This is a genomic window from Klebsiella sp. WP4-W18-ESBL-05 (genome assembly GCF_014169075.1).
Classification (GTDB): domain Bacteria; phylum Pseudomonadota; class Gammaproteobacteria; order Enterobacterales; family Enterobacteriaceae; genus Kluyvera; species Kluyvera ascorbata_B.
In genome coordinates this window covers 3,737,218-3,752,578 of record NZ_AP022057.1, presented here as the reverse complement: position 1 = coordinate 3,752,578, position 15,361 = coordinate 3,737,218, and the positions used below count along the sequence as shown (strand labels likewise).

Sequence of the window (15,361 nt, the reverse complement as noted above, 5' to 3'; positions counted from 1 at the left end):
GAATATACTTGTGTAACTAATAATATATATGACATTTTCATCATTAAGAGATGTAACTTTACAGAAGGTTATTGGTAAAGGGGGCTCTGTTATGTAGTTATTAGGGAGGTATATGCCATCATTATAGGATGGCATATAATAAATATTATTCTGGATACATTTCATGGAATTTTTCCTTCACTTCATTTCCAATGCCAGGAAGTGTAATAAGGAAACCTAGTTCATTGTAAATATCGCCCTTAGAAGAAGATGACAACCAGTTAAGACTTGTGACTACAATATTGTTATTGTCCCAAGAGAAAAACTTAGCATGTACTTGAGGATTATCTGCAGTTGTAATATTGAAACCTAAAGACTGAAGATTTTGTTTTAATTCCTTAAGCTCGGCTGATTTTAGATCCCCACTTGATCTTCCATAAGCAATATCAATAGATATATTCTTATCGTGCGCTTTCACGGTTTTCAGCGGTAATATTATAGGTCTATCACCCGCATAGCTAACTCTATGACTACAAATAAATATATTGTTTTTAACTACATTGCAAGCTTGTTTTACTATAGGGTGATGCTCAGGTGCAGAAATTATTTGAACGCTAGTATTACCATCTGATTCTTTGCGTATACTAACATTTTTATATAAGCTTGCAGAGAAAACAGCTAGTTCTCTGCTCAGGTTATTTGCTAATCCAGTTCCACCCATTGATAGATGGGAGCATATATCAGTTAAATCTGCTACGATTAAATCGTCGGTTATACAGGCAGATACTTCAAATCTATTAAATCTGCTCGATAGCCAATTGCACGAACCTAATGTAGCGCTGTAAATACCCTGTATTTCATCATGGATTATGAATTTTGCATGAGATAGAGTGGGGGCTCTATGGAATTTTATTTGTGTAGATAATCCTTTTTGTACTATTTTGTTATTTAATTCGTCAAATTTGGCTATGACATTTTTATAAGATTCAAGTTTATTTTGTTCCTCTGGTTCTGTTTGGCCCCATAGAATATCAATTTGGACTGATCGTTGTGCCGCATCTATTAAATTATCAAACACATCAGCAATACATTCTTCATTGATAAATGTAGAATGTATAATTAATCTACTTTTTGCATTGATTATTGAATTGAAAAGATGCATCCGATGTTCTTCGGGGCCTGCAATCAGTCTAACTTGCTCTTTGTTAATTAAACGTTTTGGTAACGTTTTAACAGTTTCATTAATATTTTCTCCAATATAGATATCAGATTTACTTATATCTAATATCTCTGCGCGCTCACGAATCTTCTTATCTCTTTTAAGTATCTCACACTTTAATTCATCTGATATTTCGGGCACTCCTGTAATATTCCCCATGTCGTCTATGGCGGCAAGAGCAAAATGTATATTTTTAGAATAATTTGTATCTATTATGTCATCTTCTATATCAATAACCTCTTCATCGTAATTTGTGATTTTTTCATAAATTCTAGATAAGGTAGTAGTGTAGCTAGAGATGATATTTAATTCAGAGCATAAACCACGGAATGACTTTGTAGCATCTAAAATATTATGTTTAGAGTATAGTTGAAAACTTTGTTTCTTTTTTCTTTTCTCGTATCGGTAACACTCACGAGTCAAAGGGTCCACCATAAAACTTCTAACTCTTGAATAAGGGATGCTATCAGTAGGTAGTTCTTCATATAAGGCTACTTCTGCCCCCCTGTTCGTTGTTACAAAAAAATATTCATCATTGATTGGTTTTATTTCGATCCATCCAGCTTTCATCAGAGGGATTAGCATTTCCACGATGAGTTGCCTGGGGAGATTTGATGTCTTAGCTAAAAAAGTTGAGGTACAAGGTGTTTTAGCAATATACCCTAACAATATTTTTTCAATTGGCCCCCAAGGTTTGGCTTTCGCTAAACTAAAACGATGCATGCCGTATCCAAAAGGTACTATTACGTATGTAGTTAGTGACATGATATTAAGTCCTTTTCTTATTCTTATCTTGTTTTACGTGTTTGAATTCTCTAGAGCCAATCTTCTTTAATAATCCTTCACGCTCATATTCGATGAGTTTATTGACAAGATCGACTAAAAATTGATTGCTTAAATCACCTTTTTTAATTTCTTTTTTGTCGATTAAATCAGACCAATATTTAAGGAATTCGAATGAACCAATAATTATCATCTTATATTTTGCTCTACTTAGTAGGACATTCATGCGCCTACTATCAAGGAGAAATCCTAGAGATGCTCTAACATAAGAATGATGATTATTTCTAACCATAGATACAATAACTATGTCAGCCTCAGCCCCTTGAAAACCATCAACAGTGCTACAAAATGAAGAATGATCATCTGGTTTTTGAAAATACTCTATTTGTAACGAATTTGGTTCTTTATGCAGTTTTTTATCCAGACTTCTCTTAATTAAATCTACCTGCTTTGCATAAGGTGACATGATTGCTAGTTTTGGTGTTTTTTCTGCTTTTGAATTCACCCTCAAATGTTCAAGAACGGATAAAAGAGTATTTTTTTCTAAGTTATTTGTCCAAACAGGAAGAGATTCTGCAGCATAATTGTTTTTAGTTTGTTGAACATCGGGGGTATCAATCCATATAATTGCCGGGGAGTTAAGTAATGGTGAGTTAGGTTTAAATGTAAAAGGGGTAATAGTATTTGCATCTCTATAGAATTTTTCTTTTGAAGGTTCTGTTTTAAGCTTTTTATCGTAAAATACGCTAGAGATCAAATTTGCGATATCTGGATGCATACGATGTTGGAAATTAAGCATGCTCGCAATTTTTCTATGCTTTCTATCATCACCGTAACGATCTATATATTTTTGTGATTTCACTTTTTCTTCAAGCACAAGACTTTCAAATAAGAGATGAAGCCTGACTGCACTAGAACTCAATTTTTCAAGTGTTTCCTTATCAATTGTTGAGATAAAATTTTCAGTAAAACGCTCTTTTATCCAATCACCTTTTATTTGTTGATTATTTATATCAGTTGCAATAATTATTGCGTTCTTCAATTTATTAATGTCAGTGAGGATCTCTCTCATTTTTTCTGTTGCATAAGGGGGTAACTGCTTATGATCACCTATCATCAGTCTTCTATATGAAAGTAACATCGGGCTAAGAAGTTCTACGCCTGTGACTTTTCCTGTTTCTTCCATTATTGACCAGTCAAATTGTGATTTCTCACTAATTAGTTCTTCTACTTGTCTGGAGTTAGTTGTAGCAAAAACCATATTTGCAGATTTCAATATCTGTTTGATAAGAGAATATCTGTCTGATTTGGATGATTTACGACTGGCTGATATAATTGAATTTTTACTTATAGTTGATGTACACTCATCAAAAATATCACTATCAATAAATTTTTTAATATATTCTAGCGCAAGGGAGTCTAATTGGTTTATTGATATGTCATCGCTATCATCATCCGAATCTTTTTTTATACAACTAACAATTAATGGTTTGGAGTTCGTTATATCTAAGGATGAAGTCACTTCTTGGTATAAATGCTGGACAGTAGAATGACTTTGTGCCGTTAGAACTATTCGACTCTCACTTTCATTAGAGAATATTTGATTTACAAGAGTCGTTATCAGATATGTTTTCCCAACACCAGGAGGTCCTTGGACTAAGAATATAGGCAAAGTCTTATTTATTTTTTCAAATGCATCTTTTTTAGATTCATCCAGTGAATAAAAAGAACTATGAAGGTTGTTATTTATTTCAGATATAATAGTGTTATTGTAAGGATCATCTAACATACTCCTTAGCTCTGCGTGGTTACTTAATTCATCTATAGATGATGCTCTTCTACTTAATTGCTTAATAGTTCCCTGTACTGATGAAGGTATAAGGAAGCATTTTTTGAAACCTGGGTTTAGTGTATTTGTTGTGAATATATATTCGTAAACCCCTTCATGGTTTCTTTCTGTCTTTATAAAATCCAATGTTACTTCATTATCACCATCATAGAAATTGTTGTTTTCTGTAAGAATCCAGCTTATTGAATTAATTCTATCATTCTCTAAGTTGTCATGTAATCGAATCGCAGGTGGTTTAATACCTAATGATGTCGATATATGGTCATCATCTTGTCTGCATTGTATTCTTACTGTAAAAAACTTTGACTCTGTTTTGCCCTTATCATAACTAATTAATGTTACAGGGTAAATTTCTGATTTTGCGAAAGCTATTTCTGTTAGGTGATATATAGCAAACCCTTCGACAATAACTCTATTGGGAAGAATATTATTATCATCTCGTTCAAGTTCAAGGATTAGATCATCCCAAGAGTTATATATACCTTGAGAACGATTGTTAGATTTAAACTGAATACATTTTAATACGTCTCTTTCTAAAGCTATTCTTTTAGCTTTGAATTTTATTTGTTTTGGAGGCTCAACATAAGCAGCATGGCAGAATGCAATGTTCCAATCAGAGTCCTCTGTTTTACCGTTGCGTTTTTTCTCTAGTACATAAGTGAGTTTTTCTCCGTAAAGAAGTATTTCTTCTTTATTACTTCTATTTTTATTTATAGATAGGTATATTTTCCCTGATAGATCCCTTGTTATAAAGTCTAAGCATTCATCAATATCTTTATCTGAAATTGTGATTCCATGATCTCTATTTATGGTATATTGTATGGCATTAAAAACAGATGTTATTTTGTCTGGTGTTACTTCCGAGTTTGCTTTTGCCGAAAAAAGAAATTCAATATGCCTAGTTGAATTTTCTTTTGAAATTAGAGATTCTAATGACTTCAATATAGTGTTTGCTTTTTCTATTATTATAGAGCCATTTATGGCCTCCCTCGATAAGTTGGTTTCTAATTTCATAACACCAATCAATCCGCGAATTAAAATTAATTCATCAAGAATTAGATCGGTTTCATCTACTAAATCATTAATTGTGACTTGAAGATTTATTAATCTATCTGAGCTTATGTTAAGTAATTCGGCTATTAGAAAACCTAAATCAGCCCAATCAGATAAAAAAGAATACTGCTTATTAATCTTCAAATCTCTAGATGTATATTCGTTATGTTTATCTGAAACAGCGTGGACGCGTAGTGACCATTCGAAGCCGGTTAATTGGAAGTCAAAGTCAAGTGATCTAGGATCAGTTAGTATAGAATCTTTATCCAGATGCCTATGAAGCAGACCTTGGGAATGCAATAGTTCGATGGCTTTAATAATTCTTATAAAATTATGCCAAAGTTTGATTCTATTCTCAATTTTTCTACTATTCCTGATCCATTCTTTATTTAAGCTTAGTGTCTTTTTTTCTTTAAATATATATGACAGAGGAACTCTGAAGTCTGCATCCAATACTAAGTAAAATCCCCTTTCATCTTTTCCTGAGTCAACTATAGAAGATATATAGTCTCCTAAATAGCTGCGCGGAATAGTAGATCACTGAAAGGGAACTCAGCCCGGATTGTGCGATCTGATCAATCGCCAAACCAACCAAAATCACCAACCGGACTGAGCGATGCCGATCATAGTACCAATACCCCGTGGCGAACGACGCCTGATGCAGAAAGCTATTCATAAAACGCGTGATAAAAATCATGCCCGCAGACTCACGGCCATGCTGATGCTTCATCGGGGTGAACGGGTCAGCGATGTTGCCAGAACTCTCTGTTGTGCCCGTTCATCCGTTGGTCGCTGGATTAACTGGTTTACGCACTCAGGTATTGAAGGCCTGAAATCCTTACCCGCAGGGCGCTCCCGACGCTGGCCTTTTGAACATATCTGCACCCTGTTACGTGAGCTGATAAAGCATTCTCCCGGCGATTTTGGTTATCAACGTTCACGCTGGAGCACCGAATTACTGGCAATAAAAATCAATGAGATAACCGGTTGCCAGTTACATGCAGGAACCGTTCGCCGCTGGTTGCCATCTGCGGGGCTTGTATGGCGCAGGGCCGCGCCAACTCTGCGTATCCGTGACCCACATAAAGATGAAAAGATGGCGGTAATCCACAAAGCGCTGGATGAATGCAGCGCAGAGCATCCGGTATTTTATGAAGATGAAGTGGATATCCACCTTAATCCTAAAATCGGTGCGGACTGGCAGTTGCGCGGACAGCAGAAACGGGTAGTGACGCCGGGGCAGAACGAAAAATACTATCTGGCCGGCGCACTGCACAGTGGCACGGGTAAAGTCAGCTACGTGGGCGGCAACAGCAAAAGTTCAGCGCTGTTTATCGCTCTGCTGAAGCACCTGAAAGCCACTTACCGGCGGGCGAAAACAATCACGCTGATCGTTGATAACTACATTATCCATAAAAGCCGCGAAACACAGCGCTGGTTGAAAGCAAATCCCAAGTTCAGGGTAATTTACCAGCCGGTTTACTCGCCGTGGGTGAATCATGTGGAACGGCTATGGCAGGCACTTCATGACACGATAACCCGTAATCATCAGTGCCGCTCAATGTGGCAGTTACTGAAAAAGGTCCGCCATTTTATGGAAACCGCCAGCCCATTCCCCGGAGGAAAACATGGTCAGGCAAAAGTGTAGCGGTATTAGGCGCAGCTATTTAGACCGGGCAAACCTTTCAGCCTATGGAGTTGTCTTATTTCATATCGCCACAAATCTTCAATTATATCGTTGTTTTTTGATTCATCTTTAGGCCAAAATTTTATTAGCACTCGCTTGGCATTTTGCGAAGCCTCTAATAAGCATGGTTTGCCATTTTCTCTATCATATTCATTCAGAGTATTAATATCCTCATATTGATTGAGGAAGTTTCCGGTGAGATAAGTTTCCATTTATGCTCCAGATGATTAGTTTCGCTAGCTCATATCTATAGTCGTTTTGAAGTGGTTATAAAGATATTATTTGTTTTCAAAGCTTGAGAGTATGACAGTTTGAAATTATTAATGACTTATTAAAAGAGTTGTGATGATTATGTTTACTATCTTGAAAATATACGCTGTTATTTTGAATAGACGTGTCCTTCTGTCATTTTGTAAACTTGTGAATCAGATCACGTTAATTCTGTTATAGGAACGCTACCGCCCTAAGGAATTCTACCCTCAAGCTAATAAAAACACTTTAGCTAACAACATCATGAATTAAAAGGAATTTATTTCTTTCTTTAGTAGCAAACCTTTCCTCATCCTTGAGATGCTTTATGTCAATTTATTGATTGCGAATTTTTTGTTGATTCCCCGCTTATCAAGCAGGTTTGATAAGGGCATTGTTCGTCTGAGGTTGTAGAGGTGGCGTCGTTTAAAAGTTTTGGTATAATACTCTTTCGCATAGCTTCATGCGTAACATCGTTGGATGTAGAGGAGGCTTAATGAGCAATAACAGAAAAAAAGAGCATGCAACTTATGCTAAACCTTCTCGCTCGGACATTATGCGTTCTGTGGCGACATCAACGGCCGTCGAAACCGGCCAGCCGTCAGCTAGCGTTGAAGCTTCACTTGAAGCTGCACGCAAGAAATTCGCGCATCTTCGCCTCGCTTAGATCTTTCTTAATGCTTCACTGACCCAGTGTTTCATCGGCTCATAGTCCATTGATACACCTGCATGAATAGCCGAGATATACTGGGTTTTGTTTTCCTCCCAGCTTTGATAATCCAGCGGTTTGTATCCTCCCTGAACGGCCATCACGTCGGCTAGCAGTCGCGACAGGCGCCCGTTTCCCTCTCTGAATGGATGGATAAGTATCAGCTCGACATGGGTGATGGCGATAGCGGTGATGAGCTGTTCTTCGTCCATGCCGCTACACGGTGTGTATTGAGCCAGATACTTGTTATCAAATTCGTTCAGCAGTTTTGGCAACTGCGCTGAGGGGGCAAACATAAAGCCGCCTTTGCTGATATTAACTGCTCTTTCTTGTCCAGCCCACTCGTAGATGTTACCTAACCAGCGGCGATGCCAGCTTTTTAGCATGGCTACGCTGAGCTGTCCTTCCGGGAACTGCTCTTCAAAAACAGACTGGTAGAGTTGTTCTAACAGGACAAGTTCAGCCTCATCCATCTCATCAGAAGTCGCGATCCCCAGCTTATTAGCCAAAATCTGCTCGCCAGAGTCTTTCTCATACTGGCCTTCACTGCTGGATACATGGTATCGGCTCATGGAGATGCCCTGTGTTATTCGAAGGATGGGAAAACAGAGGGAGTATAACGCTGGATGAGTACAGCAAACAATATTCTTAAAATCAGATAGTTACAAAAGTGCAGGTTAAAATGTGGTTTTTATTCTCTGGTGGAAAATAATCTTTAATAATCAGCATTAACACACCAATGCATCATGGGGGTGTGGGCGTCGAGATTGTCGATTTTACTCATGGGGTGTTATCCAGATCCCTGATTAATAGTGTAAAGCGAACTTTTTCATTTTCGTTTTTGTCGCAAGGGGTGGCTATGATAACGGAGATAGCTATTTCAGGGAAAGCGGCGAAATCGAAAGTCGGGATCGCCGTTTAACGGGGATGCGCCCCTGGGCATATGTCCGGCGACGCGCCAAAACGGCGCGCCGCCGGATGGTGTTAGCCAAAGCGCGGAAGCAGGTTAAAAGTGCTGCCAAACCAGCACAGAATGACCGTCACACCAAACAGAATCACCACGGCAGGAATCGCTTTACCGCCCCAGACGGTAAATATTTTATCCGGAAAACGCTCGCGCGATTTCAGGGCGAGGAATGCCGGGACGATGACTGCCCAGATTGTCGCGCACAGCCCGGCGCCGCCGATGGCGTAAATAAAGCCGTTGGGGAAAATCAGGTACAGTGCGGCGGGCGGTAAAAAGGTTAGTAGCAGCGTTTTGAAGCGGCCGACGGGGGTGTTGTCCATTTTGAACAGGTCTGCCAGATAGTCAAACAGCCCCAGCGTGACGCCAAAGAACGAGCTGGCAACCGCCAGGTTAGAGAATATCAGCAGGAAGAATTCGATGACGCCGCGCTGATTGGTGCCTAAAAACGATTTCACCAGCGAGTCAACGTTGCCACCCGAGGCAATAATTTCCTTAAAGTTGCTGCGGTGGATATTGCCCATGGTGCAGTATAGCCAGAACAGATAAATCACCAGCGCCAGCAGCGAACCGAATACGATACTTTTGATTAGCTTATCTTTGCGCTTGCCGTAACAGATGATCAGGCTGGGAATGTTGCCATGGAAGCCAAACGAGGCAAGGCAAACCGGCACCGCCATGAGTATGTACGGGAAGTAGCTGCTATGGCCTTCCGGCGCGGCAATGTCCCGCAGAATGGAGTAGTCGACCTGGAAGAAAAACGAACCAAATACCACGATAAAGGCGATAATTTTGATGCCGAGGAAAAAAGAGGTAATGCGGCTGGCGGCGAGCGAGCTGAACCACAGTACTGCCGCGACAAAAATGGCGCTGCCGATGCCGACAATACGCGGGTTGACGTGCGTCCCGGCGTTGATGGCGATGGTTTCACTGATAATCGCGCCGTTGGCTGAAATATAGGCGTAGGTCAATATATACAGCACAAAGGCCACGGTAATACCGCTAAGCACATTCCATTTATTGCCAATCAGATCTTTCGTTATGGTATTAAAGCTTGAGCCAACGGGGTAATTAAGATTAGCTTCTAATAAAAGCAGGCCGGAATGAAGCATTGAAAACCAGGCAATAATTAAAATAAATGCGCCCCAAAAAAACCAGGCTCCGGCAAGGTCAACCGGTAAAGCAAACATTCCGCCGCCGATGACGGTGCCGGCAATGACCATAATTCCCCAGAATGAGGAATGTTTTGTATTTGAATCTTCGTCCATGGCTTTCCCTTGTTGATAACGTTTAAGTCAATGCTTTCGTCAGGAACAAACTATGACGCCAGGTAACAAGAACCCGAATGACCCGCTATCAGCAGGGCCATTCGGGTCAGTGGTTAATTAGACTTCTTTTAATTTTGCCGTAAAGTGACGCAGTACTTTCGGCTCGTAGGTGAAGGTTAAACCTTTAATATTGGCCGCATTCTCTTTAACGTGGCCGAACGCTTCGATAATAAAGTCCATATGCGTTTGGGTGTAGGTGGCGCGCGGAATAGTTAAGCGCAGCAGCTCAGCCGGACACGGCAGCTGTTTGCCGGTTTTCGGGTCGCGGCCCAGCAGGAAAGAGCCGATTTCGACGGCGCGAATCCCCGCCACTTTATACAGCTCGCAGGCCAGCGCCTGGGCCGGGAACTGCTCGGCCGGGATGTGCGGCAGCAGCTTGCCCGCATCGACAAACGCCGCGTGGCCGCCCGCCTGCTGGCAGGTCACGCCAATCGCCTCCAGGCCGTCGACCAGGTACTGAATCTGCGCAATACGATAGGCCAGCCAGTCCTGATTCATACCGTCGTACAGGCCTACGGCCAGACGCTCCATCGCACCGCCTTCCAGACCGCCGTAAGTCGGGAAGCCTTCCTGTACGACGCAAAGGGTTCGGCATTCGGTATAAACATCGAAGAAGCTGTCGTCTTTAATACACAGCAGGCCGCCCATGGGCACCATGGCGTCTTTCTTCGCCGACATGGCCAGCATATCCGCATATTTGTACGTCTCGCGGGTAATCTCTTCAATGCTCCAGTCCTGATAGCCCGGCTCGCGCTGTTGAATAAAGTAGGCGTTTTCCGCAAAGCGCGCGGAGTCCATCACCACCGGAATATCGTATTTTTTAGCAATCGCGTACATTGCCTTGAGGTTTGCCAGTGAAACCGGCTGGCCGCCCGCAGAGTTACAGGTAATGGTGGCAACAATATACGGCACGTTATTCGGGCCAACGGCTTCAATGCCGTGCTCTAAGCCCTGAAGGTCAAAATCGCCTTTAAAATCATTACGTACGGCGGTGTCGAACGCTTCTTTGGTATACACGTTGCGTACGGTACAGCCGTTAATCTGGCTGTGGCCCTGGGTGGTGTCGAAGAAATAGTTGGAGAACGCCACCATTTTGCTGCGGTCGAGGCCTTTTTCCTGCTCGCGTTTTTTAATCAGTACCGGAATATAAATTTGCTCGGCGCCGCGCCCCTGGTGGGTGGGGATAGTGTGCTGGTAACCAAAAATCTCTTTTACCGCGTTGCATAACGCATAGTAGCTGCGGCTGCCGCTGTAGGCTTCATCGCCGCGTAACATTGCCGCCTGCATATTTTGCGTCACCGCACCGGTGCCGCTGTCGGTCAGCAGGTCAATAAAGACGTCTTCACTATCGAGCAGGAACGGGTTCATTCCAGCCTGAATAATGGCGTTGTCGCGGTGCTCACGGGTGGTGCGTTTTACCGGCTCAATAACGCGAATACGGAAAGGCTCTGGCAGATGTTTAAAGTTATTCATGGTGTTATCCTCAATTTTTTGGCAAGCGTATTCCGCTGACGTCGATAAAAATCAATACGTCATTTTTAACGTAATAAGCATGCCCGCTTCCGCTTTCTGTATTTTGGTTGCAATAAATACGGCGCGTATAATAACCGGCGCAACAATATTGCTGACCTTAATCAGAAATCATGAAATAGGTATAGGTATCCGAAACAGATAATGATAAATCTGTTGTCAGAAATATTTATCGGGAGGCGTGAGAGGCGTTAAGGACGGTGATTGACAATAATGCTGTCAATATTAAACCACTTTGACGTGTTATAGGTTAGCGTGCGGATGTTCATAATGTATGTTCTCCATTAGACACAGGCATACATTATTAGATTTAATATTTTTGTCTATTCCCAACCTATTCAATTGTGAATCTGGTCACGATTGATTCAGTAGATGAATCTAACGCCCGTCAGGGCGCCAGATAAACCTGCGGAACCGCCGCGTCCGGATGCGTATTCATGCTGATATCCGCCCCGTACCAGCGATGGATGATCGACTGCTGGATGACCTCATGCGGCGTGCCTTGCGCCACCAGCTTACCCTGATGCAGTAAGAGAATGGTATCGGCCCACAGTGCGGCAAGGTTGAGGTCGTGAAGCACAACACAGACGTGCAGCTCGTTGCGACGGGTAAGTCTTTTTAGCAGCCGCAGCAAATGCTGTTGATAAAAGAGATCCAGCGCTGAGGTGGGCTCGTCGAGAAACAGCCAGCCCTTTGGCCCATCGCCGTGCCACAGCTGTGCCAGGCTGCGTGCCAGCTGAACGCGCTGCTGCTCGCCGCCGGAAAGCGCCGGGTAAGGGCGTCCCGCCAGATGAGTGCAGCCTGTTTCCGCCATGACGCGTTGAATGAGCGTGGGATCGTCCTGCGCCCCCCACGGTGTGCGCCCCATGGCGATGACCGTTTCAACCGGCCAGTTGGCGTTCAGCTGAGTGCGTTGCAACATCACCGCGCGACGGCGGGAGAGGGCGGCAGCGGACCATTCGCTAAGCGGCTTGCCTTCTATGCGCTGTTCGCCGCTGTCGGCGGCTAAAAAACCGGTCAGCAGCCGCAGCAGAGTCGATTTTCCTGCGCCATTAGGGCCGATCAGCGCGGTGACTTCACCGGGCCGCAGCGTGAGTGAAACGCTATCAATCACCCGCCGTTTCCCCAGGCGTAGCGACAGCGCGCGGGCAATATAGTGTTTATCCATGAGCGGATCTCTCCTGGCGGAATATCAGCCATAGGAACCACGGCGCGCCAAGCAGGCTGGTGAGGAGTCCCACCGGCATTTCGGCGGGCGCGGCGACGGTGCGGGCCAGCGTATCGGCAATCAGCAGCAGGATAGCGCCCGCCAGCAGCGAGCCTGGCACCAGACCGCGGTGATCTGGCCCCAGCCACATACGCATCAGGTGCGGAACCACCAGACCGATAAATCCAATCACGCCGCTGATGGCGACCGAGGCGGCGACCAGCACGGCGCTGCACAGCAGCATCAGACGCTGCACCATGCGGACGTTAACGCCGAGGTAGTGGGCCTCTTCATCACCCAATTGCAGCAGGTTGAGGCGCGAGGCCATCCACCACACCGCGAGGGATGACGGAATAATCAGCGTCGCGGCGACCAGCAGCGTCGGCCACTCGGCCTGCCCGAGGCTGCCCATTCCCCAGAGTGAAAGCTGGCGCAGCTGCGTGTCGTTGCTGATCCACGACAGCATGCCAACCAGTGCGCCGCATAGCGCGTTGATGGCAATGCCAACCAACAGTAGCCGGGAGAGCGAACCGCCGCCGGTTTTACTGAGGATAAAAATCACCGCCATCACCGCCAGGCTGCCGATAAACGCTGCCAGCATCGGGGCATACAGCGCCACCAGCATCGGGACTGAAATCGGCAGTATCAGCCAGAAGGCAACCGCTAGCGCCGCGCCGCTGCTGATACCGAGTAACCCCGGGTCGGCTAACGGGTTGCGAAAGAGGCCCTGCATCACGCAGCCAGAGAGCGCCAGCGCGCTGCCCACTACCAGCGCCAGCAGCACCCGCGGCAGACGGATGGTGAGCCAGATATGACGCAGCACTTCATCGCCGGACGGCCACAGGCTGGTTAACGGCAGCCGCATGGCACCAAGCGTGGTAGCCAGCATCGTCAGGGCCAGCAATAGCAGTACCATGAGCCACAGCTGGCGGGAGACGGTGATGCGCATCAGGGCAGCTGCTCCGCTTTTTGCCGCAGCTGTTGCAGCGCCTGCGGCGTACGGGGGCCGAAGCCCAGCAGCGCCATGTCGTCAATCACCAGCACCTGCTGATGACGACCGGCGGGCGTTTGCGCCAGGCCCGGCAGCTTCCACAACGAGGCTTCGCCGCCCATGCCCTTCAGCCCATCGGCGGAAATCACCACCAGATCCGGACGGCTGGCAATCACCCCCTCCTGCGACATCGTGCGATAGTGGTCAAAGCCCTGCATGGCGTTTTGCAAACCGGCGAGTTTTATCGCTCCGTCTGCGGCCGTTTGCTGGCCGGCGACCAGCGCCCCGGAACCACCGTGGCTGAGGATGAATAGCACCCGTTTGTTCAGCGCCTGAGGCGAGATTTTTGCCATCTGCTCATCGAGCGTTTTACGCAGCGCCTCGCCCTGCGGCCGTTTGTCGAGCGCGTCGGCGATAACGCTGATTTTGCGTTCCATCGCCGCGGTGTCGTAGCCGCCAGGCACGTTAACCACCTTCACCTTGCTGCCTTCTACCTTTTGCAGTACCAGCGACGGCTGCGCCTGGCTGCTTGCCAGAACTAATGTCGGGCGCAGCGAGAGAATACCTTCCGCGTTGAGCTGGCGTAGGTATCCTACGTCCGGCAGCGATTGTGCTGCCGTGGGCCAGGTGCTGGTGCTGTCGCGCGCCACCAACTGAGGCTGTGCATCCAGCGCATAGACGATTTCCGTGACGTCGCCGCCGAGGGTGATAATGCGCTCGGCGGCGTTGGCGAACAGCGGCAGGGCCGCCAGCAGAATCACTAGCCGTTTCATACGGTCTGGCCTTCCGCGGTCAGACTGTCGACCTGCGCGCGCCACTGTGCCTGTTCCGGATGACCTTCGCTGCGCTGGCCGTACAGTTGAGCAATCTGTGTGCCGTCTTTAGCAAACAGCTCCACGCTGGTGACGTGGCCGTCGACGGTCGGTTTACGTGTCACCCAGATTTCGTCAATCGTTTCTTCGCGCAGATGCAGCGTAAACGTACGGTTGAAGATGTTGATCCAGCCACGCATTGGCGTCAGCTTTTCCAGAGTGCCGGTGAAGATCTGTACGCAGCCGCGGTTGCCGACGAAGATCATAAATTCGTTGCCGTCCTGTTGAAGGGTCTCCAGCAGGCGGGGCAGTGCATCCGTATCAATACGGCAGGCGAGATCGTCACTTACCAGGCGGAAGGCCTGCTGGCGCGAGAGGTTGTATTTGCGCAGCAGCACGAAGAACTGATGAACGTCGGTCATCGCGCGCCACGCTTTTTCCAGCGCCGCGCCGTCGGCTGTGTCGGCGTAGCGGGCGCTTTCCGCAGGGCGGATAGCCAGCGGCGTTGGGGTATTCTGGGTATGCTCGGCAATCAGCGCCTGCCAGGCTGTGTGGTCCGTGGCATCGGTGGTGTAAACCTTCAGTACGGCATCACCGTGCGGATCGAAGAACTGGATGCTCTCTCGTCCCGCCTCGTTGAGGTAAAACGCGCTGGCCCATTGGCTCAGGAACAGACGCAGATCGAGCGCGCGCGGGTTCAGCACCAGGCCCGCGTGGCCGTCGAGATGCTGGTGGGTAAAGGCTCCCACCTGCTCGTGGACCGCATACTCATTACGGCAGATGCATTTTGTTTCGCCGACGCTCTCCAGCGCGGCGAGGAGCGCGCGGGCGTTATCGTGCAGGCGTACGGCGTCGTGGCCGACACGGGCTGCGGTTAGCTCGGCTTCGCTGATACCCATTTCCGCGGCGATGTCGCGGGCGTATTTGGCGGTGCCGTTGGCTTTCACGGCCTGATAGCGCTGCCACAGTTCGGCGGGTGTGTTTTGCATGGCTCTCTTCCT

General features: G+C 46.2%; 13 protein-coding genes. 2 read left to right on the top strand and 11 right to left on the bottom strand.

The window, feature by feature from the left end; genetic code table 11:
* Positions 1-145: 145 nt before the first annotated feature.
* Together H7R58_RS17865 and H7R58_RS17860 are read right to left on the bottom strand one after the other, a co-directional pair.
* Positions 146-1,963, bottom strand: a complete 1,818-nt coding sequence (locus tag H7R58_RS17865) for a phospholipase D-like domain-containing protein (protein WP_182934447.1) — start codon at positions 1,961-1,963, stop codon at positions 146-148.
* A 4-nt stretch (positions 1,964-1,967) separates the two neighbouring features.
* Positions 1,968-5,336, bottom strand: coding sequence for an AAA domain-containing protein (locus H7R58_RS17860; RefSeq protein WP_227674925.1), 3,369 nt, complete (start codon positions 5,334-5,336; stop codon positions 1,968-1,970).
* 163 nt (positions 5,337-5,499) lie between these two features.
* On the opposite strand from H7R58_RS17860, the gene H7R58_RS17855 reads away from it, so the two are divergent.
* Positions 5,500-6,531, top strand: coding sequence for an IS630-like element ISEc33 family transposase (locus tag H7R58_RS17855; RefSeq protein ID WP_001395480.1), 1,032 nt, complete (start codon positions 5,500-5,502; stop codon positions 6,529-6,531).
* Between the two features lie 5 nt (positions 6,532-6,536).
* Here H7R58_RS17855 and H7R58_RS17850 read toward each other — a convergent pair whose 3' ends face one another.
* Positions 6,537-6,782 (bottom strand): hypothetical protein, encoded by a 246-nt coding sequence (locus H7R58_RS17850; RefSeq protein WP_182934446.1) that lies wholly within the window; start codon positions 6,780-6,782, stop codon positions 6,537-6,539.
* Positions 6,783-7,315: 533 nt separating this feature from the next.
* On the opposite strand from H7R58_RS17850, the gene H7R58_RS17845 reads away from it, so the two are divergent.
* The gene (locus H7R58_RS17845) at positions 7,316-7,486 is read left to right on the top strand and encodes a hypothetical protein (protein ID WP_162865967.1); all 171 of its coding nucleotides are present in this window, start codon (positions 7,316-7,318) and stop codon (positions 7,484-7,486) included.
* Here the strand turns inward: H7R58_RS17845 and H7R58_RS17840 are convergent.
* From H7R58_RS17840 to H7R58_RS17805, 8 genes are all read right to left on the bottom strand, one after another.
* Positions 7,483-8,100 (bottom strand): Fic/DOC family protein, encoded by a 618-nt coding sequence (locus tag H7R58_RS17840; protein WP_160955477.1) that lies wholly within the window; start codon positions 8,098-8,100, stop codon positions 7,483-7,485. The two genes, H7R58_RS17845 and H7R58_RS17840, sit on opposite strands and share 4 nt — an antisense overlap.
* A gap of 412 nt (positions 8,101-8,512) precedes the next feature.
* The gene (tnaB, locus tag H7R58_RS17835) at positions 8,513-9,760 is read right to left on the bottom strand and encodes a low affinity tryptophan permease TnaB (protein WP_182934445.1); all 1,248 of its coding nucleotides are present in this window, start codon (positions 9,758-9,760) and stop codon (positions 8,513-8,515) included.
* A 117-nt stretch (positions 9,761-9,877) separates the two neighbouring features.
* Positions 9,878-11,293, bottom strand: coding sequence for a tryptophanase (gene tnaA / locus H7R58_RS17830; protein ID WP_182930122.1), 1,416 nt, complete (start codon positions 11,291-11,293; stop codon positions 9,878-9,880).
* A 248-nt stretch (positions 11,294-11,541) separates the two neighbouring features.
* Positions 11,542-11,619 carry a tryptophanase leader peptide gene (gene tnaC, locus H7R58_RS25635; RefSeq protein WP_106928434.1) on the bottom strand — a complete coding sequence of 26 codons (78 nt, stop codon included), beginning with the start codon at positions 11,617-11,619 and terminating at the stop codon, positions 11,542-11,544.
* 119 nt (positions 11,620-11,738) lie between these two features.
* Positions 11,739-12,518: a heme ABC transporter ATP-binding protein gene (locus tag H7R58_RS17820; protein ID WP_182930123.1), complete on the bottom strand. Its 780-nt coding sequence runs from the start codon at positions 12,516-12,518 to the stop codon at positions 11,739-11,741.
* A complete protein-coding gene (locus H7R58_RS17815; protein WP_182930124.1) occupies positions 12,511-13,506 on the bottom strand; it encodes a FecCD family ABC transporter permease in 996 nt (331 codons plus the stop codon). Before H7R58_RS17815 ends, H7R58_RS17820 begins: the two co-directional genes overlap by 8 nt.
* Entirely contained in the window at positions 13,506-14,321 is an 816-nt protein-coding gene (locus H7R58_RS17810) for a heme/hemin ABC transporter substrate-binding protein (protein WP_106928222.1), read from the bottom strand. The genes H7R58_RS17815 and H7R58_RS17810 overlap by 1 nt, the downstream gene beginning before the upstream one ends.
* Positions 14,318-15,349 (bottom strand): hemin-degrading factor, encoded by a 1,032-nt coding sequence (locus H7R58_RS17805; protein ID WP_106928224.1) that lies wholly within the window; start codon positions 15,347-15,349, stop codon positions 14,318-14,320. The genes H7R58_RS17810 and H7R58_RS17805 overlap by 4 nt, the downstream gene beginning before the upstream one ends.
* Positions 15,350-15,361: the final 12 nt, after the last annotated feature.

What these genes read in the sequence shown, in the direction of transcription:
- H7R58_RS17865 (WP_182934447.1), bottom strand. Translation starts at nt 1,963, where the DNA reads ATGTCACTAACTACATACGTAATAGTACCTTTTGGATACGGCATGCAT.
- H7R58_RS17855 (WP_001395480.1), top strand. Translation starts at nt 5,500, where the DNA reads ATGCCGATCATAGTACCAATACCCCGTGGCGAACGACGCCTGATGCAG.
- H7R58_RS17850 (WP_182934446.1), bottom strand. Translation starts at nt 6,782, where the DNA reads ATGGAAACTTATCTCACCGGAAACTTCCTCAATCAATATGAGGATATT.
- H7R58_RS17845 (WP_162865967.1), top strand. Translation starts at nt 7,316, where the DNA reads ATGAGCAATAACAGAAAAAAAGAGCATGCAACTTATGCTAAACCTTCT.
- H7R58_RS17840 (WP_160955477.1), bottom strand. Translation starts at nt 8,100, where the DNA reads ATGAGCCGATACCATGTATCCAGCAGTGAAGGCCAGTATGAGAAAGAC.
- tnaB (WP_182934445.1), bottom strand. Translation starts at nt 9,760, where the DNA reads ATGGACGAAGATTCAAATACAAAACATTCCTCATTCTGGGGAATTATG.
- tnaA (WP_182930122.1), bottom strand. Translation starts at nt 11,293, where the DNA reads ATGAATAACTTTAAACATCTGCCAGAGCCTTTCCGTATTCGCGTTATT.
- tnaC (WP_106928434.1), bottom strand. Translation starts at nt 11,619, where the DNA reads ATGAACATCCGCACGCTAACCTATAACACGTCAAAGTGGTTTAATATT.
- H7R58_RS17820 (WP_182930123.1), bottom strand. Translation starts at nt 12,518, where the DNA reads ATGGATAAACACTATATTGCCCGCGCGCTGTCGCTACGCCTGGGGAAA.
- H7R58_RS17815 (WP_182930124.1), bottom strand. Translation starts at nt 13,506, where the DNA reads ATGCGCATCACCGTCTCCCGCCAGCTGTGGCTCATGGTACTGCTATTG.
- H7R58_RS17810 (WP_106928222.1), bottom strand. Translation starts at nt 14,321, where the DNA reads ATGAAACGGCTAGTGATTCTGCTGGCGGCCCTGCCGCTGTTCGCCAAC.
- H7R58_RS17805 (WP_106928224.1), bottom strand. Translation starts at nt 15,349, where the DNA reads ATGCAAAACACACCCGCCGAACTGTGGCAGCGCTATCAGGCCGTGAAA.